Source organism: Streptomyces pratensis (assembly GCF_016804005.1).
GTDB classification, from domain to species: Bacteria; Actinomycetota; Actinomycetes; order Streptomycetales; family Streptomycetaceae; genus Streptomyces; species Streptomyces pratensis_A.
On the sequence record NZ_CP051486.1, the window covers coordinates 6,609,686 to 6,632,889 of the forward strand.

The following is a 23,204-nucleotide window of genomic DNA, read 5'->3' on the forward strand; positions in this document are numbered from 1 at the left end:
GGCGGCCCCGCTCTAACCGTCGTGGGTGGGGAGATCCATCGAGCAGGTCTTGGCTCACCCCGAGTGGGTGGTGGGGATTTTCAAGGAGCCCCATCAAAGGCGCGCGGGCCGTGCCATTCGCAGACATGGACAGTGGCGTCGTCCTCCAGTCGTCCCTGGTGGTAGTCCATGACGGCGTCCTTGAGACGGCGCAGCGTCTCGTCCACGGGGAGGTTGTCGGTGTGGTGTCGGATGATGCAGTCGATGAAGGGCTCCACGCTGAACGCGCGGGCTTCGGTGATGCCGTCGGTGAACAGCAGCCGGTCGCCGAGCTCCAACTGCTCGGTACTTTGTTGGATCGGCAGATTGAATGCACTGCCGTAGCGGTCGCCGTAGCATCATCGGTCCCAGAGCCGACCTCGGGCGAACGAGGAAGCGATCCCGATGGGCGCCCGGGTCAGGACACCGGCCGGCGATTCAGGCAACATGCCCAGCACGGTGTCCGTGGCGAAAAAGAGATTCGTCTCCTTGACCAAGTGCCGTGGGTTGCCCATGCAGGTCGCTGAGCGCGCACAGGAGATGGTGCCAGCCCAAGCCGCTGAGCCCGGTGCCCTGAAGACTCGGCGGCACAGGGTGTGCATATGCCTATGTCGTGGATCGCTCGACGCTACGCAGCGGCCTGGGCTGGCTGGGGTCGGGCGCCCAAGGTCTGGCCCAATGCCCGTTCGACCGAGACCAGGATGACGACCCGCTCCGGGTCCGGAGCCGGCGTACGGCCATATCGCTTTCCGTAACGGGCAACCGCGTCTTCGACCACATCGTCGTCGGTACACACCTCCGCCACCCCTTCGAGGGTGGCCCACTGGCCTCCGTCGACCTGACACAGGGCCACGCGGGCTTCGCCCCCACCCGCGAGAATGTTGGCCACTTTACGACTCGATTTGCGGGTGATAACCCGGGCCACTCCAGCGTCGACATCCACCGTCACACCGACGGGCACGACATGCGGTCGCCCATTGGGCCGCAGCGTGGTCAATGTGCACAGATGGTACTCATTCCAGAACTCCAGGTAACTGTCCGGCTGGGTGGATATCGCGTTCGACATGGCTGAAAGCGTAAACGCCTCAGTTGCCCGAACTGCCCCAGAGTGACCGCCGCCACACCCCTTCCAGTCAGCCATTTTGTCCACTTCACTGCCGTTTGCCCGCCCCCTCGCCTCGCCTAAAGTCTCAGCTTGATAACGGAGTCACCCATCGACTCGCAAAAGTTGATCCGTTCACGCCGGACCGTAAAAACGCAGTTCAGGGCCTCGTACAGGATTGAACAAGGTTGTTTTACGTCACTTTGACCGGGAGGAGTTACCTGCCGTCTACACGAATCGATCATGTTCTTCAGGCCATGCCTTGCCTGAAGAGTCACGTACTGTCCAAAGAGGTTCCCGGGAGCTCCACGGGGCAGCTCCGCTCGGGGTGTCAGCGCGTATTCGCGTACGTGACATCCGAGCGCGGTAGGAAGCCCTGGATGCCCTGGCATCCCTTCCCCTGCGAGGGGGGTTCGGTGGGGCGCAGGATCACCGACCGCGGTCGGTTCCGGCGCCGCGAGCCGGTCGTCATCGACGTGGGCGCGGTGTCGCCCGGTTCAGGGGAGCCATCAGAGCCGGTTGGAGGTATTACTCAGTGTGGTCGGATAAGAGTGGTCGAGACGCGGCGGATCGCACAGTTCCCGCTCAGGATGGAGCCACCCGCCGACGCCTTGGGCGCTGGCGTACAGCCACGGCCCGGACGGTGGAGAAGGATCTGCACCGGCTGATTCGGCGGGAGCTGCAAGACCTCGGGGTAACTCCCCCGCTCGACGTTCACAAGCTTTGCGAGAAGCTGAGCCGGCGGCGCGGGCGCCCGCTGTTTCTGCGTGCAGCTCCGCTGCCCAAGCCCGGACCCTCGGGCATGTGGGCGGAGTACGACACCTACGACGTGATCCTGTACCAGCAGGAGACGACCGAGCTGCACCAGGATGGGATCATCCTGCACGAGGTCGGACACATCCTCGTGGCGGAGAACGAGAGGGCAACCGAGGACTCCGCCCGCGAGGTGGAGACGGATACGCCGGATACCACTCCTGATGAAGACGCGGCGGCCGTCGACGTGGAGGGGTGGGCCACCCTGTTGCCGGTCTTCGGGACCGAGGCGGTCAAGCGTGTTGCCCAGCGTTGCTCGTACGACGACGGCGAGGAGTGCTCCGTCGAACTCGTGGCGACGATCATCCTGGAGTGGTCGACCCTGCTCGCAAGCTCCACTCCTCCGGCTGATGATCCCGCCCTGCGCCGGGTCGAGGCGGCTCTTGGCGACCGGCGAGGATGGCTGTAGCACGTGGAACTCCTGCTCCTGGGGCTACTGGCCGCACTGGTCTGGAAGCTCTACCAGTGGAAGCGAAGCCCGCATGACGCCCCTCTGCGCTCGGTCACCCTCTGCTTGCTCTGCGCTGCGCTCTCGTACCCCGTAGCGATGCCCGGCGGCGCGTCCGGAGTCGACACCGTCGCCGGCCATGGGACGGCGAAGCTGATCCAGAACGTGCTGTTGCTCCTGACGGTCTACTTCCTCATGTGCTTCTACCTCTACTCCGCCGCTAACGAAGAAGCGGGGCGTCGGCGGGCGCGCAGGGAAGCGGTGCTGGTCGGGGTCGTTGCAGTCGCGATCACCGTGGCTGCGGTGTCGGTGCCGCACGAGGTCTTCGCCGGCAGCTTCAGCACGGCCGACATGACGATTCCCCAGATCGCCTTCTTCTACGGCGGCGCTGGCCTCTACCTCATGTATGCCCTCGGCATGGCGTTTCGGTGGACTCGCCGATACGCCCGCATGTCGCGACGGCCGCACTCCACCGGTCTCTGGATGACCGCCGTCGGTCTGGGAGCGATGGCCGTAGCGTGCGCGATTCGAGCCGTCATCGTCGCCGTTCGCTCAGCAGACGTGCACGTGTCACATCCCCTTATGGCGGCCGTGGCCTTCCTCCTGGTCGCATCAATCCTGCTGTTCGCCGCGGGTGTCACCTACGCCGGAGCCCGAGCGCGAATCTCCTCCCTACGACTCTGGCTTCAACACCGGCGTGATCACCGTCGCCTCTCGCCTCTGTGGGAGTTGCTGGCGGAGGCGTATCCGAACAACGTGCTGAGGCCGGCATCCTCTGCCGCGCTGGACCGATGGCGAGCCCGTGGCGTGCACCGGCGCTACCACCGCCGCATCGTGGAGTGCCGCGACGGCCTGGTGGACATCAGCCCGTACCTGCTGGACGAGGGTGACGACAGCACAATCCTCAACATCGACTCCGCCGAGCTCGCCGCCCGGCTCCGCCGGGCCTCCGCTCGGATCGAGAAGGGGTTCCCCGCGCCCCGCCGCGCGGTCCCGCTCGCGATGGCACTGGGGAGCGACCGCGAGTCGGATGTGAAACAACTGATTGCGGTATCCGACAAACTGCGCGCAGCCGCATGACCTCGCAAGATCAAGGAGTCACGATGCTGATTACCGGTGGACGAGTGCTCGTCGACTCGGGGACCTACCTGGAAGACGGTGCCGTTCTCATCGAGGGCGACTCGATCTCTGCCGTTGGGCCGCGCAAGGAAATCGAGAAGCGGGCCGGGGCCGACGTACCTCGATTCGAGTTCGGCGGAACCGTGCTGCCGGGGCTCATCGACGCTCACGTTCACCTGGCCTTCGATGGCGGGCCTGACCCGGTGTCCACACTCCAGGGCTCGACAGATGAAGCCCTGTTCGAGGACATGCGGCGGCGCAGCGAACAGCTCCTGCGCAGTGGCGTTACCACCGTCCGCGATCTCGGCGACCGCGGCGGACTGGCGCTTCGTCTGGCGGCGGAAATCAGCGATCGGCGTACACCAGGACCGAGGATCGTCTCCGCGGGCACCCCGGCCACCACCGTGGGCGGACACTGCCACTTCCTCGGCGGCGAAGTCTCCGGCGAAGCCGAGATCCGCGAGCTCGTACGGCGCAACCTCGCGGCCGGGGCAGGCGTCATAAAGGCGATGGTCACCGGCGGCGGTCTCACGAAGGACGGCCCCAGGAGCCATCAGTCACAGTTCACGGCGGAGGAACTGGCCGCCCTGGTGGAGGAAGCCCACAAAGCGGGCGTGCCTGTCGCGGCCCATGCGCACGGTGCCGACGGCATCGCCTCAGCCGTAGAGGCCGGCGTCGACACCATCGAGCACTGCACGTGGATGTCGAGCGATGGCCTGGACTTCCGGCCCGACGTGGTTCAGCAGATCATCGCGAAGGACATCACCGTCTGCCCTGCCGTAAGCCCGCACTGGCAGATGCTCCCGCGCTTCTTCGGCGAGGAGCGCGCCAACGCGATGTTCGACCTGGTACGGCAGATGGCCGACGCTGGAGTCCGCCTGATCGCGGGGACAGATGCAGGCGTGCAGCGCGCCGGCTTCGACGGGCTTGCTCAGGCCCTGTCGTTCTACTCGCACCTGGGTCTGTCAAACGCCTCGATCATCGACATGGCGACATCGCAAGCGGCTGCTGCCCTCGGCCTGGGCGAGATCACGGGGAAGGTCGCTCCCGGCTACCAAGCGGATCTCCTCCTGGTGGACGGTGACCCGCTCGCGGATCTCTCCGCACTGAGCGGAGTCCAAACCGTGTTCGCCTCCGGTGTGCGCCACGAGCCGAACAGCACGGGACAGTAAGAACCTCACCCTGGTGCCCTGTTTCCTGATCCTCGCGGGTCCGTGGAGCAGGGCACTAGTCGTTGGTGCTTGGACCGGCCTTCTTGTCCAGCTCGCTGGCGAGGTCATTCAGGAGCGAGAGGACATCGGCCGGCAGGCCCTCGGCACTCATTCCGCGGGCCCGGACTCGGCCCACCTTGCCCTGCCTGGCCGCCGACATAAGGCGGAGTCCTTCGTAGACCTGCCGGGCGACGGACTCGTTCGGCTCGAAGTACAGCTTGGAGACGTCGAAGAAGTTGGCCAGACCTTCGAGGACCACGGGCACCGGTGTGTCGTCTCCACCCGTCCGCAGGGCCTCGACGTCCTCGGCTGACGTGACCTGGGAGCCCGCGTAGACGTTCACCGAGTCCGCGATCTCCTGATCCCCCGGAGCGGTTCTGCCCGGGTAGGAGCGCTCCAGCAGGAGAGTGATCTTCTCAGCCAGTGTCTCCGGCACCTTCTCGGCCTCGGCGGCGTCCTCGTCAGCCTCTCCGAAGGCCCGGTCCTGGGCGCGCTTCAGCTCGTCCTCGGTCACCCCGTACGCAGCCGCCAGGAGAGGGACGTACCGATCCTTGAGCCGTCGGACGCCCTGCTCAGCTCCAGCCACCGGCCCATCGCTCTTGGTTCCGATGACCGTCCGCGTCTCGTACCGGTAGAGGCCGGCGTCGCACCGCAGGTCGGTCAGATCGGGCAAGCCCTTGCGCGGGAACAAGTCGTCCAGATCCTGGTTCAGCACCCGGGCGAGAGCAGGCAGCTTCTCTTGATCAGGTGTCGTCGCTCCCGACTCCCACCCCGCCACGGTCGAGTCCGCAGCGCCGAGGGCGGAGGCCACGTCAGCCTGAGAGACGTCCGCGGCCCGACGTACCGAACGCACACGTTCTCTGTCGAAACGGCGAGCTGGCATCGGACCTCGTTTTTGGGTGAACCGAGGAAACCTCGGACTGTTGACTTTTTATGCGAACCAAGATAGCTTCATCTTAGCGAAAACCGAGGGGGTTCGCACCCCTCTCCGCCTTCACCCACCTGCGGTTCGCATCCTGGACCGACTTGGTGGAGAGGGGCTACCGCGCATCACTCGAGTGCGCTCCCTCCCCTCAAAACGCCACCGGCGTCCGAGAGTTCGCACCTCTCGGACGCCAGACAGCTCGTGATCCGCGGCCCCCGACAAGGGCGCTGGTCACTCGCACGGCCACTCCGTGTCCTTTCGCACGGCACGACGGAGCGGCGTACCACATAAAGGAGTGTCGCATGTCCCCTACTACGGACTGCAACCCGAAGGTGGAGATCCCTTCGGGCCCGGCCGAACGGCTGGCGGCGCAACTGTCGTCCATGCTGCCGGAAGCCGCCGTCGTACAAGTTCGCCTTCAGGGGCCTCGGACTCTGTGGCCACACCTCGGGCTGACCGCCGTGAACGCTCGTGGACGGACCCTTCATATCCCTCGGGCGAGGGCGCTCACCATCGCCCGGTGGATCATTCGCTCGTTTCCCCAGGCCGGATGGGCCGCCTCCGGCGGGCATGCCTTCGACCTGCGGACCGCCGAACTGCGCGGGCTGGAAGCGTGATGGCGGCCGTGGCACCGGCGACCGCGGGCCCGGCCGTGGACTTGCAGGGACTCGCGGCCATGGTCGGCCTCTTGGCTCAGGCCGGCGGCCTGGACGCCTTGTTGGGCAGTCAGGCTACGGACTCCCGCGACAAGCGTCTGCACATCGGGTACAGCGAAGCCGCTGAACGGTTGAACATTCCCGAAAAGTGGCTTCGTGAGCGTATATCGACGCTCCCGCACCGGAAGTTCGGGAAATTCGTGCAGTTCACGGAGGACGACCTCCACGCGATTTCCGATATGCACTTCGTCAGCCCTGGCGCAAGGACCCAGAGGGATGACGAGTCGCCACTGATGGCGCTTCAGCCGTCCAAGCGCTCTCGTAAGCGTTCCTGATCTCCTCTCGCGCCCGATGGAACAATTCGCGGCGCTGCGAACATCGCGAGAAACAAATGAGCACTGACATATCCAGCCTGATCAAGGCTGTGCATCAGGGAAACTGGCTGCCCCTCCTGGAGGAGTCGAAGAAAGCTCCGGGTAAGCACTGGGCCGAATCTGCCCGATGCACCAACCAGGACATCAACATGTTCGTCCCTCTCGCCGACGGCCCACGGGAAGACCCCGACGTGGTGAAGGCCAAATTGGGAATCTCTCTCAATCGGCCTCGCAATTTCTGTGCGTCATGCCCTGTGGCCGTCGCTGCCCGGTGCCTGGTGGAATCCCTCATAGGTGACGACGAGTACGGCATTCGGGGCGGTCTTCTGGCTTCGGAGCGCTCAGAGTTGCGGCGTGCTTGGCAAGACCGGGACACCGAGAAAGCCGTAGAAGGCGCGCTTAGAGGGTGCACCTCACCTCTGACAAAGCCCGCCCGGGACGCGGTGATTGCGCGCTTCGCCACTGATCCCTCACTGGACGCCGCCGCCGTCGCCCGTGGGCTTGGCGTAACGCACCAGTATCTGCTGAAACTCGCCCGTCGCTATCGAAAGTCTCAGGCCGAGCAGAGCACGCCTCCGCTCCGCGTTGTAGCCGCCTGACTTCGCTCCCGAAGAAACGATTCTTCCACACGGCGGACCCTGCGTTCACGGGAGTTCTCCCATGCTTCAGAACAGCCCCTCCGGATTTCGCCGCACGAACATCGGTGCTGAGATCCGAGAAATTGCACCTACGGACGTGCTCGTACGGGTCTTTCCCGTAAGTCGGTCTGTTACCCACCTCTTCGAATCGGATTTTTACCGCATGCTCATCGACCGCAGGACCGAAGAGGAAGTGGCACGAATGGTCAGGCGCGGTTTCGGCAGAGCCGCCGACTGGCGTCGCGCCCACGATTTCTACCTCCCTACCGAAACGCTGTATCTCACCCCGGAGCCGCATCAAAACGGCTACGTCCCGGAAGACGACCAGTCTTTTTGTCTTTCCCTCAGCCGTCGCATATCCATCGGTTGCGGTGAGCACTGATGAGCGACATAGCGACCGAACTGGTCTGGTCACAGTCAAAGTCATGCCGGGGCTCACGCCTCGTCATGCTGGCTCTGGCCCGTGAGGCGGACGACGACGGCAAGGCGACGCTGACCCTGGAAGAGATATCGGCGCTTACCCGTCTTACTCCCCGTTCGATAACAAAGTGCCTCGGAGAGCTGGCGAAGCTCGGAGAACTGAGCCACGAGCGGGGAGGGGGTGCTTCCAACCCGAATGCCTACTCGATACTGCTGTGCAGCAATGGCGTTGGCCGTGTCGGTTCAGAGAAAGTACTTCCTACTCCCAACCTTGAAGATTCAGAAGAGGGAACTAGGTTCCAGGAACTTCCCTCCCAGAACTCCGCTCCGGAAGCCAGAAGTGGGAAGTTTCAGCACACAGACTTGGAAGTTTCTTCCTCGCGCGTGCGTGGTGGTAATACTCCCTACGGGAGTATTACCACCACCAAAGAGCAAGCTAGCTCGCTGGGGTCGCACCGAGAGAGCAGCACCGTCAAGCAGGACTCGGTGAAGGTTCCGGACGGAGCCAACGACCTGGTAACAGCCATAACGAGCGCTGGAATGCTCGTCGGCTGGCGACTGACCGAATCGGAATGGGATCGGGTAACAGCTCTCGCAGCACGTTGGGGAAATGAACGGCTGGTCGAGATGGTGGCGCGGCGATGGAACGCCGACCGCCCGCCACAGTCCGCCCGCTATCTGCTGCGTATCTGGGCTGATCTGCCCTCACACGCTCCCGCAGCAGCCTCCTCCGGGAATGTCGTGCCGTTGCGTCGGCAGTCCGGAGGCTGGATTCCCTTTCAGAACAGCGCTGCCCCCAGCGCTTACCAGAACGGATTTTGATCATGGCAGAGCCGGAACGCGCGGGCAGCGCCAGGTCGATGCGCGCCATGGAACGAATACTCGCTGCGAAAGGACTTCAGGCCGTGCCGGACCTCAACCCCGCCGACGAGGCACCGGAAGAGAACCCGGGAGACCGCGAGTGGCACTGCCGGGCTCGGGCCGACTACGCCGTGAGCCGCTGGCAGCGGGCAACCCCTCCCCGCTTCCGTGATGCTGAGGCCACGCTGCCGGAGGTCATCAGCTGGGCCGACCGGGCACTCACGGACAACGCTGCCGCTGGCGCTCTGCTCCTCACCGGGCTCACGGGGACCGGCAAGACGCACCAGGCGTACGGGGCCTTGCGGAGGATCGCGGCCGGCGGACCGGACCGGTTCGAGCTGATCGCCGTGAACTCAGCGGACATGTACGGCAACCTGCGCCCGTCACAGGTCATGGGGGCAGCAGAACACGAGCTGCAACGGCTCAGCCGGGTTCAGTACCTGCTCCTCGATGACCTCGGCACGGCGAAGACCTCGGAATGGACCGAAGAGGTCACGTACCGGCTGATCAACTTCAGGTACAACCACTGCTTGCCGACGATCATCACGTCCAACCTTCCGGCCCGTGATGAGAACGGCCCGGACCTGAGCGACTTCGTCGGTGCCCGCGTGGCGAGCCGTCTGGCCGAGATGGTCACGACCCTCGTGCCGATGATCGGCGCCGATCGGCGCCGTGGTGGGAGGGCGGCGTAATGCCCGTCCGCCTCCACGGAGCGTCCCGCGACGCCGCAGCGCTGCCCACAGCCTGTGCATACGTCGGTCCTCGCAGCCGGTACGTGAACCCGTTCACAGCCGGGGTGCGGTCCCCGCTCGGCCCTCCGATGGACGCTGCGGAGTCGGTGGACCTCTTCGCCGCCACGCTCCGGGGCCCGGTCGGACGTCACTACGCTGCTCGCTTCGCCCGAGTCCTGCGCGGGCTGGACCTGATGTGCACATGCCCCCTTGACGCTCCGTGCCACGCGGACGTTCTCCTCCGCCTGGCCAATGAGCCCGGCGGCAGCACCGCACCCTGCACTACCGATCTTCTGGAAGGCCCCTGATGAGTCACCCGATCATGTTCGCTGCGGCCAAGCACCTCACCACCGCAGAGGCGCGGCGCAAGACCGCTCGGGAGGCCGCGTTCCGCACCTGGGGTCCGAGGTCGATCACCGCAGCATCCAAGTACGCACGCACCCTCCTGGGGGACGCCGCAGTCACGCTCGACTGGGAGGTACTTGGGCTTCTCAGCTTCGAGGAACACCTGCAAGCCTTTGCGTCGCTCGACACGACCGGAGGCCAGCACCTGGAGCTGTACTACACCGATCAGGGCGGCACGGAACGAATCTCGCTGCGGGTGTCGTGCGTGAGCTGCCCGAGTCAGCACGTGCACGAGGTCACGTCTCTGGAACAGCTCGGACAGCTCCTCTCGCAGACCCCTGCCTGGCAGGACATCAGCCCGCGCGACGGGGGCAACCTCTGATGTCACACGCACACATAGACACGGCGGCGGGAACCGAACAGCAGGAGGGCTACAGCCTGCGCGGAATGACGGCCTGGGACCGCAGTGCGATCATTCTGCTCGGCGCGGCCGGCTTCGCCTTCTCGTACGACGCACTGCGTCAGATCGCCCTTGCGATCCACGCCAGGGAGACCTTGTCCTACCTCTTTCCCGTGTTCATCGACGGGTTCATTGCCTACGGCGTGCGGGCGATCGTACTCCTTCGGCACCAGCGGTTCGCCGCACGGCTCTACGCCTGGTTCTTGTTTCTCGCGGCGACCGGGGCGAGCCTCGGCGCGAACGCTTTGCACGCCATCACGTTGAACGATTCTCCGCAGGCCGGACGGTCCGCGCTGCACCTTACGGACAGCGTCGTCGGCGTGCTGTCGATGCTCGCGCCGCTCGCACTGGCCGGATCGGTCCACCTCTACATCCTGATGGCGCGGACGGCTGAGCGGGCGGTCCCGGACCGGGCTGACACTGGTCCCGGACCGGTCCGCGAGGAGTCTCCGACGCTCGAACGCGTCACGGTCCAGCAGGGTTCTCGTCCGCTGGAAGCACCAGCATCGATGCCTCCGCGCCGGTTGACGAGCGGTCCGTCCGCGCCGCAGGATGCCGCCGCAGTAACCGTTGACCTGCGGAAAGCCGAGCCCCTGCCCGACGTGGAACCGCGTACGGAGGACGCTGCGGCTCACCCGTCCGCGGGAGCGGACGGAGAGGAGACGGAGGGTAAGAGCGCGGACGGACCGGGCGGCGGACCTGCGGACCACGCGCCGACCACAGCAGTGCCGGAGAGCACTAAATCCTCCGGCCCCACGGCGGTCCGGACCCCTACGGACGGCGAAAAGCCGTCCGTCCCGGACGACGCGGAGTGCCCCCAGGACCGGGAGGCGGACGACGACTGGTTGGCAGAGTTGCTGCCGATCGCGCGGGCCGCTACCGAGCGGGCCGGACGGACCAGTCGTGAGGTTGTAGGGGACGCCGTCCGCAAGCACCAGGCGATCAGCAACGACCGCCTTGGTGTGCTGCTGGCCCGGCTGAAGGAAGAGGACGACGAGGCAACGAGGACACCCGCCGCTGCCTCCACCGCCCTCTGGTGATCTCATCTCATGACGGGCCCGGGGCCTGCGTGGCTCGCGCCGTGCATGCTCCGGCCGGTCAGCTTGATCAGGAAGGAACGACGATGTGGTCTCGCCGACGCGACCGGGCGGAGGACGCCGTCCGCGCCGATGCCGTACAGGCAGCGTCCGCCCTCACGGTTCACCTCCAGGGCGGCGGCGATCTTGTGCCGGTCCAAGCGGACGGCGTTGCACTTGCGGCCGGTGAAGTCGCCTTCGCGGACGTGGCGTGCTCCGCCGCCCGCTTCTACGGGACAGAGGTCGACCCCCCGACCTCGCCCAGCGGGTATTTCGAGGATCACCCGACCTTCGGCCGGCGGTGGGTGAGCAACGGGCGACTCGACGCCCGTCGGCGCCAAGAAGCGGAGGATGCCGCTCTTCCGCAGTGGCGCGATCACACCGCCGCCCAAGTGGTGCTCACCTCAACCGGGGTACGGCTACTGCCGCTGAGGGCTCGTGAGTGGATGCCGTTCGACCACGCCCTTCTGACCGGGGTCGCTGCTGAGCCGTCCGCCGTCGTCCTCTCGTACAGCACGTGCGCACCCCTGCTCCTTTCCGGCCCGGCCGCGCCGTGGCTCGGCGTGGCGATCGAGCACCTGCGCCACGGGGGCGCATAAGAAGCCCGCAAAGCCTCCCCCCGAGCGAAAGCCGGAACTTAATTCCTGGAATTAAGTTCCGGCTTTTTTCGTGATTCGAGTTGTCCGCGAACCCCTGCAAGGATTCAGGCACGGCCAACGCCACAAGGCGTTTTCCGGCTGTAGGGATCTGCTCGCGGTCTCGCCCGAATTACGGAAGGGGCTGATGGCCTTGATATGAGTAACGCGCCCGCCAGCTCAACCGTCTCGCAGATGCGAAACAAGATCGAACTCTTCCGCAGATGAGACAGGCAGATAGAGCTATACGCTCCGGCCTGCTTTGCGCTTTCCCCGGCATTCGCCGGTAAAGCCCGCAGAAGGAATCCCCCTCCTTCCTGCGAAGGAGCGGCACGGCCCCCAGCCCCCCGCGGGACCGCGCCACTCGCACTTCCGAAATCTCTTGCACCAAGGTTGTGGTCCCCGCATGCCTCGATCTACCCGTTTCACACCCATATCAGCCGCAATAGGTGTGGCTGGTTCCCTGGCCCTCCTGTCGACCGGCTGCTCCAACTCGACCAACGACGCCTCCCCGGCCTCGACCGCGTCCGCGCAGCCGCACTCCGTCTCGGCGGGCATCCCCGACACGGCCACGCCGCACAGCAGCGCCGCCTCCTCCTCGTCAGCTACCGGGCTCCCCAAGGACGTTGAACGGGCGGCGCGGGCCTTCACTACGACCTACGCGGAGCACGATGCCCGCGACGGTGCCGACAGCTCGTACGCGGATGCCGGCGCTCGGGCAGCCCGGCTCGCCTCGGGGGAACTCGCTGGCGTGCTCGCCCAGAAACGGCCGGGTCAAGAGGCCGCCTGGGCCGCCCTGCGGGCCGAGAAGGCACATCAGACGGCCAAGATCACGTCAGCAGTCGTCCCCGACGGCGCACCTGCGGCAACGGCCTCCTCCGCTCTCGTCCGCGTGAGCTACACCCTCACGACCGCCCCGAAGTCCGTTCACACGCGCAGCAGTAGCGAACAGCTCGCGCTCCGCCTGGAGCACACCTCCAAGGGCTGGCGCGTCACCGCCTTGCCCTGGGCGTGACGGGGCCGCGATGAACAAGGGCACGCAAGCTGGCCTGGGACTCGTCACGGCCGGGCTCATCACCGGTGTCGCCATGCTGACCACGTTCGGAGGGGCCGACAGCGCCTCCGCGCAGGAAGCCGGCCCGGGTGGCGGCATCACGACGGACGCTCCCGTGCCGGGCTGGGTCCGTGAGCTGATCAACAAGCACGCGGGCGAGTGCCCGCAGGTCACCGCCTCCCTGCTGGCGGCTCAGCTGTACACGGAATCGGGTTTCAACTCCGGTGCCAAGTCACTCAAGGGGGCTCTCGGCATTGCGCAGTTCGTGCCGGGGACCTGGGCTCAGCACGGCAAGGACGGCGACGGCGACGGGGTCAAGGACATCCGCAATCCCGCCGACGCCATCGCCGCGCAGGCCGCGTACGACTGCACCTTGGCCGACGAAGTCAAGAAGGTACCTGGCGACTCGACGGACAACATGCTGGCCGCGTACAACGCGGGCGGCCCTGCAGTGATCAAGCACAACGGGATTCCGCCGTACTCGGAGACCCGTGAGTACGTGCGCAATATCCGTGCGCTGGCCTCGAAATGGGCCGATGCCGTCCGCCCGGACGCACCAGCCGGCAAGGGCGCCGCCCGCGCGATCACGGCCGCGAAGACGGCCCTGGGCAGTTGGTACCAGTGGGGCGGCAGCTGTGCCATGCCGTACAAGGGCATGGGCGGCTGCGACTGCTCCTCACTCACCAAGATGGCCTGGTCAGCGGCGGGAGTGAACCTGCCGCGAACCACCTACGACCAGGTCCACGCAGGGACTGCCGTCAAGGGCGTCTCCCAGATCGCCCCGGGCGACCTGTTGTTCAGCGTCCCGGGCAGCGCTGGCCCTGAGCACGTCGGCATGTACATCGGCGGCGGCCAGGTCATCGACGCACCGCACACCGGGGCTCAGGTGCGGATCAAGCCGCTCAGCTACTGGAAACCGCAGATCATCGCGATGCGGCACGTCGGCTAAGCATGCCAAAACATTCCAAACCATTCTTTACAGCACCAAGGGGCTGAACCATGCACAACCTCCTTTCTGCCGCTGCCGATCCCTCCCTGCACGCGACCCTCGCCGCCGGTGTCGATGTCGTGTCCGGCGTGAAGCCGGACTGGGGCCCGTTCGGGAAGCTCGGAGGCACGGCAAAGGTGATCCTGGGTGTCATCGCCGCCGTCGTCCTCGTCGTCGGCGCCGGCGCCTTCCTCGCCGGTGTCGGCAAGTCGAAGGGGTGGTTCGGTGAGGGCCACTCCACGATGGACAGCTCGCGCGGCAAGGGCATGATGGTCGGCGGTCTGACCTGCGTCTTCCTCGTGGCCAGCTTCGGCACCATCTTCGCCATCACGTACGGCATGGGTGTGTGACCCATGCCTATCCGATCCCGGAGGAACGTTCCCTCCTCGAAAGCCAGCGGAGCGCGCCGCTCGTCGGCCAAGCTCTGGGGCATCGCTGCTGGCGGCGCGGCCGTGGTCACCGCGGCCGGGGTGGTCGTCAGCGTGACGACGGGCACCCCTCCGGCCACGGCCCCCTCCGTCTCGGCACCCGCCCACTCGGCTCCGCAGGCGAGCGGGGAAGGCGTGCGGGAGCTGCACGGCGTCCCCGTCGGCTACCCGCACACTCGATCCGGCGCCAAGGCGGCAGCGGCCAACTACACGACGGTCAGCGGGAGCTCGCAGTTCCTCACGGACAAGGACGCGCGGCACCGTGCGGTGGCAGTTATGGCGGCCAAGGGCTCGGCTGATGCGGCGGTGAAGAAGGCCGACCGCGCCGCCGAGGACGCGGTCGGCTCCCTGCGGGGCGACACCTCCAAGGTCTCCGTCAAGAAGACCGTCGCGCGTACCGGTGTCCTCTCGGCACATGTCCTGGGCTTCGACACTCACGGGGCGATGGTGCGGCTGTGGACGACGACGGTTCGCGGCAGCACGGCCGGTCACGCGACACCGAAGACGGGCTTCCAGTCGGTGACGGTCACCCTCACCTGGGAGTCCGATGACTGGAAGCTGAAGGACAGCTCGGCCTCGACGGGACTGATCGCTCCGATCGACGTGCGGCAGGCATCCAACGTACCGGGCGACTTCTCGGACTACGTTCAGGCCGCTGCAGAAGACCCTGTGCTGAGCGGCGCCGAAGACCGAAGTGGATTCCCGGCACCGTACGGACACAACGAGCGCGGCGCTCGTGCCGCTGCCGTCAGCGCCACCATGCTCTACGGCGACCCTCGGTTCTTCACCGATGAGGACTGGCGGCACCGGATGCTGTCGGCCACGGCCGCGTCGACCGTGCTGCACTCGGTCACCTCGGACACCGACTCGACTGCTCGTCTGGTCATGGAGAACCGGGGTGTCGGTGCGGACGGGACGACCGTCGACGGCAGCGAGCTGATCACGCGGACGGCGGCGCTCGCCACCCGCTCGATCTCCTACTCCGACCAGGCCGCGAGCGTGGAGCTGTGGACGGCGTCGGTGGGGGGCGTCGCCGGTAAGGACGAGGCGCAGCGCCCGCAGGTCGCCTTCCTGCGTATGACCGTGGATCTGGTCTGGGAGGACGGCACCTGGAAGACGACGGCCGTCACGCCGTCCGAACCGCTCGTGCCGTCTCCGCCGGCCATGCAGGAGGCGGCCCCGGCCGACAGCTTCGCGGGCGTGGGGGGTGTCAGCAATGCGCCTGCGACTGCGTGACGACACCCCCGGCCTGTTGACCGTCGAGCGGGGAGCGCCGGGTCGCTTGCGCCGCCGCCTCCAGGCGGTGGCGATGGTCAACGTGATCATCGGGTTCGTGTTCGTGCCCTCAGCGGTGGCCAATCCCTTCTGCTACATCCCGATGGTGTGTGAGGCGAAGGCGGCCGTGGACTTCGTCAAGGATCCGCTGGGGTTCCTGCTCCAGAAGCTCACCGAGGCGAACATCTGGTTCCTGCGCAAGATGCTGGAGCTGATCCAGAACACCACGAAGATCGACCTGACGAGCCCCGGCTTCCTGAAGCAGTACGCAATCATCTTCGCGGCCTCCAGCCTGCTCACCGTGGCCCTCTGGTTGATCGCTGTCGCCAAGCGGGCGGTCCGCGGAGTCGCCCTGACCACCGCCGTCTCCGAGGCGATCGGCTTCCTGCTCCTCCAGTTCGTGGTCAACGCCATGACACCGGGCGCAATCGCGCTGTTGATGAAGGCCATTGACGAAGTCACGGCCGTCTTCGAGCCGTACGCGACGAGCAACTTCAAGCCGTTCCTGGAGAACATCCTCAAGGTCATGGCGGCCAACCCCACGGAGGGCGTGGGACAGCTGCTGGTCGTCAACCTCATCATGATGTGCGGCGCCCTGCTGATGTGGATCGAGCTGCTGATCCGCAGCGCGGCCATCTACGTGGCCGTCGCGCTCGGTCCGATCGTCAACGCCGGGCTGGTCGATCGCGACCTGTGGGGCAAGTCGAAGAAATGGTTCGGCGCCATCTTCGCCATCGGCCTGAGCAAACCGATCCTGTTCGCTCTGCTGGGCCTGGGCGGCGCGATCCTCAGCGACACCTCGGGGAGCATGTCCGACGCGGTCTCCAAGACCCTGGTCGGCGCGCTGATCCTCCTGCTCGCCGTCTTCGCGTCCGCCACGCTCTACAAGTGGGTGCCCGCCTTCGGCGACGAGATGGCCAGCCTCCACCACGACCGGAAGAGTGCACAGTCCTCCGGCCCGGCCGCCGCGATCGACGGCCCCGCCCAGCACGCCAACAGGGCGATGGGCGCTCGTGTCCAGGACTCCTTGGTCGGCGGCTCCAAGACCGCTGGCGCCAAGACCGCTGGCGCGAAGATGGGCGGCGGAACTGCTGTGGCCGGACCGGTCGCGGCGGGGGCCGCCATTGCCAAGGCCGGCGTCGACATGGCGAAGAACAAGGCCACCAGCTCCCCGGGCGCGCAGGGCACCGACGCCGCAGGCGGCAGCAGCAACCCCGAACAGCCCGAAAGCCAGCAGGGCAGCGAGGACACCGCCGGTACGTCCGGTGTACCGGCCGCCGCTCGTCCCCAGGGAGCGACCTCCGACCCGGTCGTCAGCTCTTCTCCGGACTGGTCCTCGGCCGGTGGCCACGCCTCGGCCGGACGCGCACCGGAAGCCAGCGGGGCGCCGAGCACAGCACAGCCGCCCTCCCCGCCGTCAACCGGCGCGGGGACCTCGGGCCCGCCAGCGCCCGCCTCCCCCTCCTCCGCATCAGGAACCACCTCGGGCTCCGGGCCCTCCGTCACGCCCCCGCCGCCGTCGCGGCCCTCGGGCGGCCAGGCACCCGGACGACCGAATCCCAGCAAGGATCAGTGACCTTCCATGTCGACTCGTACGTATCAGTTCGGAAAGCACCGCCCCACGGGGCTGGTGGGCCGCCGCGACCTCGGCGAACAGGTCGTCCTCGGCGGCGGAGCCGTCATCGGCATCCTCTTTGGCTACCTCTTCAACGGCGTGACGGCCATCGCCGCAGCGTGCCTGGTCCTGCCGATCCTGCTCGCCCTGGTCATCGTGTACGCCCCGTACCGGCCCAAGGGCACGTCCCAGCGGCGCACCCTCTACCGCTGGTGGCGGATCAACCGCTACCACCGCAAGGCACTCCGCCGTACCGGCGGGGTGTGGGTGTCCCCGGCTGTCGAGGCCGGCGTGCGTGCCAATGGCACGCCCCCGGACGCCGCTCTTGTGGAGCCGGAAGGCGTTACGGGCATGACGTGGGTGCCGGTCACGGTCCGCGGACAGCAGGCCGTCGTGGTCCTCCAGCCGGAGGCCGGGTGCGTCACAGCCACTCTGGAGATCGCTTCGCCCGGCCTCGGCGGCAAGGAAGTGGGTGAGCAGATCGTCGCCCTGGAGCGCTGGGGTGAACTCCTCGACGCCTTCGGGAACGTCGAAGAACACCCGGTGAAGCGCATCCAGGTCCTGGCCCGGCAGATGAAGTCGGACCCCTACGCCCACCAGCGTTACATCGCGCAGCGCGACGAGTCGGCCGCGACGACGGACGCCCCACAGTGGCTGAAGGACTCGTACGACGTACTGGCCAACGCCGTCTCCACCAGCGCCGAGGAACACCGCTACTACATCACCATCCACGCCCGGTTCACCCGCGACCTGGCGGCCGAGGGCGCCGCCCGCGGCACTGGTGACGAAGGGATCGCCGCGGCCATGGCCGCGTACCTGGATGAGCTGTGGTCCCGCGCGGAGGACGCCGACCTCTCCGTGATCGCGCCCCTGGACGAAGGACGGATGACCGCGTTCATCCGCAACTCCTACGACCCTGACCACGCCATCTGGGACACCGACCTCCGGCAGGCGCACGCCTTCCCCCGCAACGTCGACGTCCGCGACGGTGCCCACGTCGCCACCCGCGCGGCAGGCTTTACGGGCAGCTGGTACCACGCCACGGCCGCCGTCGTCGGATGGCCCACGACCCCTGTCGGCCCCGACTTCCTCTCGCCTCTGCTGATCGGGATGCCCGACGTCATCCGCACCATCGCGATCACGCAGCAGCTCGAACCCAACGACAAGGCCGTGGAGCGGATGCTCGCGGAGGACACGAACAACCAGGCCGAGATCGACCGAGACCGCAAGCGTGGCAAAAACATCGACCCGCGGGACCAGATCGCCGCCAGCGCCACCGGCTCACGCGGCATGACCCTGGCATCCTCCGGCGCGGCCGGCTCCGCCGTAGTCGGCTACATCACCATCTCCTCGCGCAGCGCCGAAGAGCTGGAGCGCACCAAGCGCACTACCGCCTCCCGCGCCCGCAACGCGCACCTGCGGATCGAATGGCTCGACCTCGAACACGCCCGTGCCTTCGCCACGACCCTGCCCCTCGCCGGAGGCATCAAGTGACCGACCTCCTCGACCACGCCCCGCTGTCGCCGATGCACGAGACGGTGCGCCGTCCCCTCTACACCGAGACGACCACCAGCCAGGCCCTGTACCTTCCGATCGCCCCGCCGACCCTCGGCACGGCGGGCGCGATCATCGGCCGGGAGCTGTACTCGGGCAAGGCGTTCATCTACTGCCCGTTCTCGGCGTTCGGTGACGGCCTGCCCGGCGGCAACATGATCGTCATGGGGGACACGGGCCGGGGCAAGTCGGCCCTGACCAAGACGTACGCGGCCCGGCAGATTCGCCTCGGGCGTCAGGTCGTCGTCCTCGACACCAAGGAGCAGAAAGAGCGCGAAGAAGGCGAGTGGGCCGCGCTCGGCCGCTCGCTGACCGGCAAGGCCTCGGTGAAGTTCGCACCCGGCGGCGGCCGTGGTGCCTCGTGTATCAACCCGATGGACCCGGCCATCGCGGGCAAGCGGCAAGTCGAGCTGGTACGCACGATCGTTGAACTCGGTCTCGGCAAGGCCCTGGACGAGTTCGCCGGCTCTGCCCTGCGGATCGCGATCCGCAGGGCCCACCAGCGGGCGGGAGAACTCGGCCGCACCCCGGTCCTGGCCGACGTCTCCGCCGCGCTGCGATCCCCCGACGAGGCCGACGCGACGGCCAAGAAGCGTACGCGGGACGAACTTCTCGGTGACGGCCTGGAGGCGTCCTACGTCCTGGACCGGCTCTGCGGCAGTGAACAGGACGACACCGGCGACCTGACGGGCATGCTCGACGGCCCGACCAGCCTGGGCGTGGATCTCGACGCCGACATGATCGTTTTCGACCTGACGAAGGTCCCGTCCGGCGGCGTCGCCATGACCATCCTCGTCGCCGTGATCTCGGTCTTCCTCGAAGAGGTCTGGCTGCGCCCGCTGTGCGAATGCGGGACGGAGCCGGGGCAGCACAACCGCGTCGTGGTCGACGCGAACTCCGGGGCCTGGGAGCTGGGGCCGAACCCCGACTCTGGCTGCCGCCGCTACACGCAGCGCAAGCGCATCCTCGTCTGCGAGGAAGCCTGGCACATTCTCGGGACCCCCCAACTCGCTTCGCTGCTTGAGAAGTTCCTGAAATTCGCGCGGGGATACGGGCTGAGCTGCATTTTCATCGTCCATCACCTGTCCGACATTGACGACAGCCCGGAGACCCAAGCGGCGTTGAAGATGGCCGACACCATCGTGATCTACAGCCAGAAGAAGGCGGAGGCGGAAGCGACGGTGGCCCGGCTGGGTCTGCCGTCCTGGACGGCCGAGCACATCATGCGCCTGCGCCGCGGAATCGCGCTGTGGAAGGTCGGCGAGGTGATCTACCCCGGCGTCCAGCACCTCTTGGTGGAGGCCGAGCAGCACCTGTGCTTCTCCTCCGGCTCGATGACCGACCTGACCAGCACCTCCCCGGACGCCGCGTGAGCGGATACCGCCGCCCCTCGACCGCCGATCCCTTTCACGCAGACTCGGAACGGGCCCTCGCCATGACCGTCACCACTGACCACGCCACGCTTCCCGCCGACGAGCGCGCGGTTCGACAGGACATCGACCAGCTGCACGCCGAAGCGCTCGACCTCGCACGGCGTATGAAGGAACTGGCCCTCGTGCTGGATCACGGCGACTACTCCGCCGCTGGAGGACGCGTACGTACGGCCGTCGCCCACATCTGGCGAGCCGCCGAGGACCTGCACAGCGCCTTCCACACCGCACCCCCGCGCTGTGCCGGGCCCGACGCGTCGATGTCGCGGCTGTGCGGCCGGCGGATGCGCTACCTGGCGGCCCGCGTCGCCCGGAGGGCCGGGTAATGGACATCATGCCCGGCGGAATCTCCTTGGCCCTGTACGCCATGACGGCCGTGTGCGCGGTGGCCCTGGTGACGCTCTGGTTCCTGCTGAACCGCGGACGGCGCAACGCCGGATTCGCGAGCAAGGCACAGCTCAAGCGCCAGATGTCGGCCAAGGCGGTCTTGAAGGCCACCGAAATCCGGCCCTCCCTCACCAGCGACGACGGCCACCCCAGCCGCGCAGCCGGGGTGAGCTTCGCGAAGGACCGCTCCGCCGCTCGCTGACCTTCTCTCTCCTCGTCGCCCACCTCGCTCCGGAGTACGTCATGCACCACCCCCTCGATCCTCACGATTTCGGCTACTCGCTGGGCACCTCGCAGCGCCCGAAGGGCGTCGAGCTGTGGTCCCGCGCCGACAAGGCATGCCGGGTCATCGGCCCGATGGGCAGCGGAAAGACTCTGCGGTTCTTCGCCCCGCTCGTCCGCCGCTGGGCCGGGCCGGTCCTGGCCACCTCGACCAAGCCCGATCTGGTCGAACTGACCCTCGACGCGCGGCAGCGGGACGGTCGCCCCGTCGCCGTCTTCGACCCGCAGAACATCGCGCCGAGCCTCCCGCGCTTCCGGTGGACGCCGATCAACGGCGCAGCCGACACAGAGGTGGCGATGATGCGCGGGAAGGCGTTCGTCGCGGGCTCGCGCACCCCCAACGGTGCCGCACAGTCCAGCGAGGGCAGCGCCTTCTACAAGGGGCAGGCGTCCAAGATCCTCGCTGCCTTCTTCCATGCCGCCGCCCTCGACGGCGCCTCCCTCGACCGGGTGCTGCGGTGGGCTCGCAAGCTGACCGACCCGGCACCCCTCGGCATCCTCAACGCTCACCCGGGCGCTGGCCCCGGCTGGGCCGACATGCTACGCACGGCCACCACGGGCGACAGCCGCACCGTCGGCAACACCGCCTCGACCCTCGACGCGGCCCTCGAACCCTTCATGCACCAGTCGGTGATCAACGCCCTTCAGGGAGACGGAGAGGGCCCTACGGACTTCGGCGCGTTCCTCGACGCCGGGGGCACGCTCTACCTCCTCGGCAAGGACAGCGAGGTGAACAGCGTCGCGCCCCTGACCACCGCGATAGCCGAAGACCTTCTGGATTTCGCGGAGGCGCACGCCCTCGCGTCCCCGGCCGGTCGGCTCGACCCCGCACTCCTCGCGGCCTTGGACGAGGCGCCGAACATCGCGCCTATCCCCTCCCTCCGCCAACGCGTCGCCGACGGCCGGGGACGTGGCATCACGGTCATCTACGGACTCCAGGCGTGGGCGTCGGCTCGTGCCCGCTTCGGCGAGGACACCGCCAAGGAGCTGGCGGCCTTCACCAACAACGTCATCGTCCTGCCGGGGGACAAGGACCCCGACTTCTTGAAGGACATGTCGGACCTGTGCGGTCAGGTCGAGCGAGAGCGCACAACGAAGACCACGTCCCGCGGGGACCGCGGCGGTCACTCGACGGCCACGCACATGGCGCTCGAACCCGTCCTTCGAGGAGACGAGATCAGGGGCCTTCCCGAGGGGCACGCCCTGGTCCTCGCGGACAACCTCCCGCCGATCGTCTCCCGGCTCGACGGCATGTGGACCTGGGATTCCTGGGCCGAGATCGAGGGTCACGTCCGTGACCTTCGAGCCGCCAATGAAGCCGAGCGGAACCGGCGGGCCACCGAGAAGAGGAACCAGGCCAAGGCCCACGCGGTGGCGTGGGCCCGCCGTGAAGGAGCGGCTGCCGCATGATCGAGACCCTGACCCGCTTCGAGCCCTTTCCCGAGCCGCCCGCACTGATCCTGGAGTACATCGCGGAGCGGAGCACGGAGGAGTCCGTGGCCGCCGACGGTCCCGTCCCGTGGGACATCGGCGCCCTGTCAGCAGAGCTGATCAAGCCGATGCCCGCGTGGCTCGATTCCGTGTGCCGCTGGCTGAACCGGACGTACGCCTGGCAGCCGCAGGACGTCATCCCGCCGTGCTGGGCGAAGCACGAGGGCCTGGCATACGAGATCGTCGCCCTGGCCTTCGCCAGGGGAGACGCGTATACGGAGGCGGGCTCGTCCGTGATCTGGCATGAGCAGTACGACCGCTTCCTCACTCGAATGAACAAGACGTTGGGCAAGGCGGGTGACGAATGCCGCGTCGGCAAGCACGACGACCGTCCGGCGCGTTTCCAGCTCGCGGCCTGGCCCACGGCCAAGAGCGAGGAGACGGGATCTGCGGGACGAGTCGAGGAGACGGCCGGATGATAACGGACCCGAGCATGGTCTTCTCGACGGATCCTCGTCACGGACTGGTGGCGCGAAGCGCCTGGGAGCAGGAGGAAGCCCGGACCGTGCTTCGTGATCTCGGTTGGAAGTGGGCGGAGGAACTGCATGCCCTCGTCCCCCCGGACGACGTGCCGGAGGTCGACGCCGGCCTTCAGGCAGTGAGGGAACTGCACCTCCACGGGCACCGGGCTGGGTACGCCACGGGGCCTTACGGCACGATGCGGTTGACCCTGGATCGCGCGGAGCACGTGTTCACGAAGGTCGCCGCTCGGAAATCCGATGCGACCGTTCCGAGCCGAGCACAGGAAAAACCACGGTCAACCTACGGTGATTCGGCGGCCCTGAACCGGGCAGAGACCACCACGATTGACTCCGAGCGTCCGGCGCTCCAACAGCACCCGCGCTCGGTGAGCGCTTCGTCGCCTTCC

Annotated in this window: 27 protein-coding genes; 24 read left to right on the forward strand and 3 right to left on the reverse strand. The window is 67.3% G+C overall.

Annotated features, from left to right (window positions below; translation table 11 throughout):
• Window positions 1-80: 80 nt before the first annotated feature.
• On the reverse strand, window positions 81-344 hold the full coding sequence (locus tag HED23_RS27565) for a SpoIIE family protein phosphatase (RefSeq protein ID WP_203187651.1): 264 nt from the start codon (window positions 342-344) through the stop codon (window positions 81-83).
• Window positions 345-646: 302 nt separating this feature from the next.
• Entirely contained in the window at window positions 647-1,084 is a 438-nt protein-coding gene (locus tag HED23_RS27570; RefSeq protein ID WP_203186073.1) for a pyridoxamine 5'-phosphate oxidase family protein, read from the reverse strand.
• Between the two features lie 679 nt (window positions 1,085-1,763).
• Between HED23_RS27570 and HED23_RS27575 the strand changes: the two genes are divergently transcribed.
• Genes HED23_RS27575 through HED23_RS27585 form a run of 3 tightly spaced genes read left to right on the forward strand, consistent with a single transcriptional unit; the run spans window position 1,764 to window position 4,672 of the window.
• Window positions 1,764-2,342 carry a hypothetical protein gene (locus HED23_RS27575; RefSeq protein WP_203186074.1) on the forward strand — a complete coding sequence of 193 codons (579 nt, stop codon included), beginning with the start codon at window positions 1,764-1,766 and terminating at the stop codon, window positions 2,340-2,342.
• 3 nt (window positions 2,343-2,345) lie between these two features.
• Window positions 2,346-3,461, forward strand: a complete 1,116-nt coding sequence (locus HED23_RS27580) for an MAB_1171c family putative transporter (RefSeq protein ID WP_203186075.1) — start codon at window positions 2,346-2,348, stop codon at window positions 3,459-3,461.
• Between the two features lie 23 nt (window positions 3,462-3,484).
• The gene (locus tag HED23_RS27585; RefSeq protein ID WP_203186076.1) at window positions 3,485-4,672 is read left to right on the forward strand and encodes an amidohydrolase family protein; all 1,188 of its coding nucleotides are present in this window, start codon (window positions 3,485-3,487) and stop codon (window positions 4,670-4,672) included.
• A gap of 55 nt (window positions 4,673-4,727) precedes the next feature.
• Here HED23_RS27585 and HED23_RS27590 read toward each other — a convergent pair whose 3' ends face one another.
• A complete protein-coding gene (locus HED23_RS27590; RefSeq protein WP_238442125.1) occupies window positions 4,728-5,564 on the reverse strand; it encodes a helix-turn-helix transcriptional regulator in 837 nt (278 codons plus the stop codon).
• A gap of 374 nt (window positions 5,565-5,938) precedes the next feature.
• Between HED23_RS27590 and HED23_RS27595 the strand changes: the two genes are divergently transcribed.
• From HED23_RS27595 to HED23_RS27695, 21 genes are all read left to right on the forward strand, one after another.
• Window positions 5,939-6,253, forward strand: coding sequence for a transcriptional regulator (locus HED23_RS27595; protein WP_238442126.1), 315 nt, complete (start codon window positions 5,939-5,941; stop codon window positions 6,251-6,253).
• Entirely contained in the window at window positions 6,253-6,627 is a 375-nt protein-coding gene (locus HED23_RS27600) for a helix-turn-helix domain-containing protein (protein WP_238442127.1), read from the forward strand. Before HED23_RS27595 ends, HED23_RS27600 begins: the two co-directional genes overlap by 1 nt.
• A gap of 56 nt (window positions 6,628-6,683) precedes the next feature.
• Entirely contained in the window at window positions 6,684-7,265 is a 582-nt protein-coding gene (locus HED23_RS27605; RefSeq protein ID WP_203186078.1) for a WhiB family transcriptional regulator, read from the forward strand.
• A gap of 61 nt (window positions 7,266-7,326) precedes the next feature.
• The gene (locus tag HED23_RS27610) at window positions 7,327-7,686 is read left to right on the forward strand and encodes a hypothetical protein (protein WP_203186079.1); all 360 of its coding nucleotides are present in this window, start codon (window positions 7,327-7,329) and stop codon (window positions 7,684-7,686) included.
• Window positions 7,686-8,546 carry a hypothetical protein gene (locus HED23_RS27615; protein ID WP_203186080.1) on the forward strand — a complete coding sequence of 287 codons (861 nt, stop codon included), beginning with the start codon at window positions 7,686-7,688 and terminating at the stop codon, window positions 8,544-8,546. The genes HED23_RS27610 and HED23_RS27615 overlap by 1 nt, the downstream gene beginning before the upstream one ends.
• A 2-nt stretch (window positions 8,547-8,548) precedes the next feature.
• The gene (locus HED23_RS27620; protein WP_238442128.1) at window positions 8,549-9,277 is read left to right on the forward strand and encodes an ATP-binding protein; all 729 of its coding nucleotides are present in this window, start codon (window positions 8,549-8,551) and stop codon (window positions 9,275-9,277) included.
• Window positions 9,277-9,624: a DUF4326 domain-containing protein gene (locus HED23_RS27625; RefSeq protein WP_203186081.1), complete on the forward strand. Its 348-nt coding sequence runs from the start codon at window positions 9,277-9,279 to the stop codon at window positions 9,622-9,624. Before HED23_RS27620 ends, HED23_RS27625 begins: the two co-directional genes overlap by 1 nt.
• Window positions 9,624-10,043, forward strand: a complete 420-nt coding sequence (locus HED23_RS27630; RefSeq protein ID WP_203186082.1) for a DUF6195 family protein — start codon at window positions 9,624-9,626, stop codon at window positions 10,041-10,043. The genes HED23_RS27625 and HED23_RS27630 overlap by 1 nt, the downstream gene beginning before the upstream one ends.
• Window positions 10,043-11,161 carry a DUF2637 domain-containing protein gene (locus tag HED23_RS27635; RefSeq protein ID WP_238442129.1) on the forward strand — a complete coding sequence of 373 codons (1,119 nt, stop codon included), beginning with the start codon at window positions 10,043-10,045 and terminating at the stop codon, window positions 11,159-11,161. The genes HED23_RS27630 and HED23_RS27635 overlap by 1 nt, the downstream gene beginning before the upstream one ends.
• A gap of 83 nt (window positions 11,162-11,244) precedes the next feature.
• Window positions 11,245-11,796 carry a hypothetical protein gene (locus tag HED23_RS27640; protein WP_203186083.1) on the forward strand — a complete coding sequence of 184 codons (552 nt, stop codon included), beginning with the start codon at window positions 11,245-11,247 and terminating at the stop codon, window positions 11,794-11,796.
• 487 nt (window positions 11,797-12,283) lie between these two features.
• Window positions 12,284-12,847 (forward strand): hypothetical protein, encoded by a 564-nt coding sequence (locus HED23_RS27645; protein WP_203186084.1) that lies wholly within the window; start codon window positions 12,284-12,286, stop codon window positions 12,845-12,847.
• A gap of 10 nt (window positions 12,848-12,857) precedes the next feature.
• Entirely contained in the window at window positions 12,858-13,835 is a 978-nt protein-coding gene (locus tag HED23_RS27650) for an NlpC/P60 family protein (protein ID WP_203186085.1), read from the forward strand.
• 50 nt (window positions 13,836-13,885) lie between these two features.
• Entirely contained in the window at window positions 13,886-14,224 is a 339-nt protein-coding gene (locus HED23_RS27655) for a hypothetical protein (protein WP_203186086.1), read from the forward strand.
• Window positions 14,225-14,227: 3 nt separating this feature from the next.
• Window positions 14,228-15,538, forward strand: a complete 1,311-nt coding sequence (locus HED23_RS27660; RefSeq protein ID WP_238442130.1) for a hypothetical protein — start codon at window positions 14,228-14,230, stop codon at window positions 15,536-15,538.
• Window positions 15,519-17,153 (forward strand): hypothetical protein, encoded by a 1,635-nt coding sequence (locus HED23_RS27665; protein WP_238442131.1) that lies wholly within the window; start codon window positions 15,519-15,521, stop codon window positions 17,151-17,153. The genes HED23_RS27660 and HED23_RS27665 overlap by 20 nt, the downstream gene beginning before the upstream one ends.
• 6 nt (window positions 17,154-17,159) lie before the next feature.
• Entirely contained in the window at window positions 17,160-18,686 is a 1,527-nt protein-coding gene (locus HED23_RS27670; protein ID WP_238442132.1) for an SCO6880 family protein, read from the forward strand.
• Window positions 18,683-20,119: an ATP/GTP-binding protein gene (locus HED23_RS27675; RefSeq protein ID WP_203186087.1), complete on the forward strand. Its 1,437-nt coding sequence runs from the start codon at window positions 18,683-18,685 to the stop codon at window positions 20,117-20,119. The genes HED23_RS27670 and HED23_RS27675 overlap by 4 nt, the downstream gene beginning before the upstream one ends.
• Before the next feature lie 62 nt (window positions 20,120-20,181).
• The gene (locus HED23_RS27680) at window positions 20,182-20,502 is read left to right on the forward strand and encodes a DUF6238 family protein (RefSeq protein ID WP_238442133.1); all 321 of its coding nucleotides are present in this window, start codon (window positions 20,182-20,184) and stop codon (window positions 20,500-20,502) included.
• Window positions 20,502-20,765 (forward strand): hypothetical protein, encoded by a 264-nt coding sequence (locus HED23_RS27685; protein ID WP_203186089.1) that lies wholly within the window; start codon window positions 20,502-20,504, stop codon window positions 20,763-20,765. Before HED23_RS27680 ends, HED23_RS27685 begins: the two co-directional genes overlap by 1 nt.
• Window positions 20,766-20,806: 41 nt before the next feature.
• Window positions 20,807-22,255: a type IV secretory system conjugative DNA transfer family protein gene (locus HED23_RS27690; RefSeq protein ID WP_203186090.1), complete on the forward strand. Its 1,449-nt coding sequence runs from the start codon at window positions 20,807-20,809 to the stop codon at window positions 22,253-22,255.
• Window positions 22,252-22,755, forward strand: coding sequence for a hypothetical protein (locus HED23_RS27695; RefSeq protein WP_203186091.1), 504 nt, complete (start codon window positions 22,252-22,254; stop codon window positions 22,753-22,755). Before HED23_RS27690 ends, HED23_RS27695 begins: the two co-directional genes overlap by 4 nt.
• Window positions 22,756-23,204 lie beyond the last annotated feature (449 nt).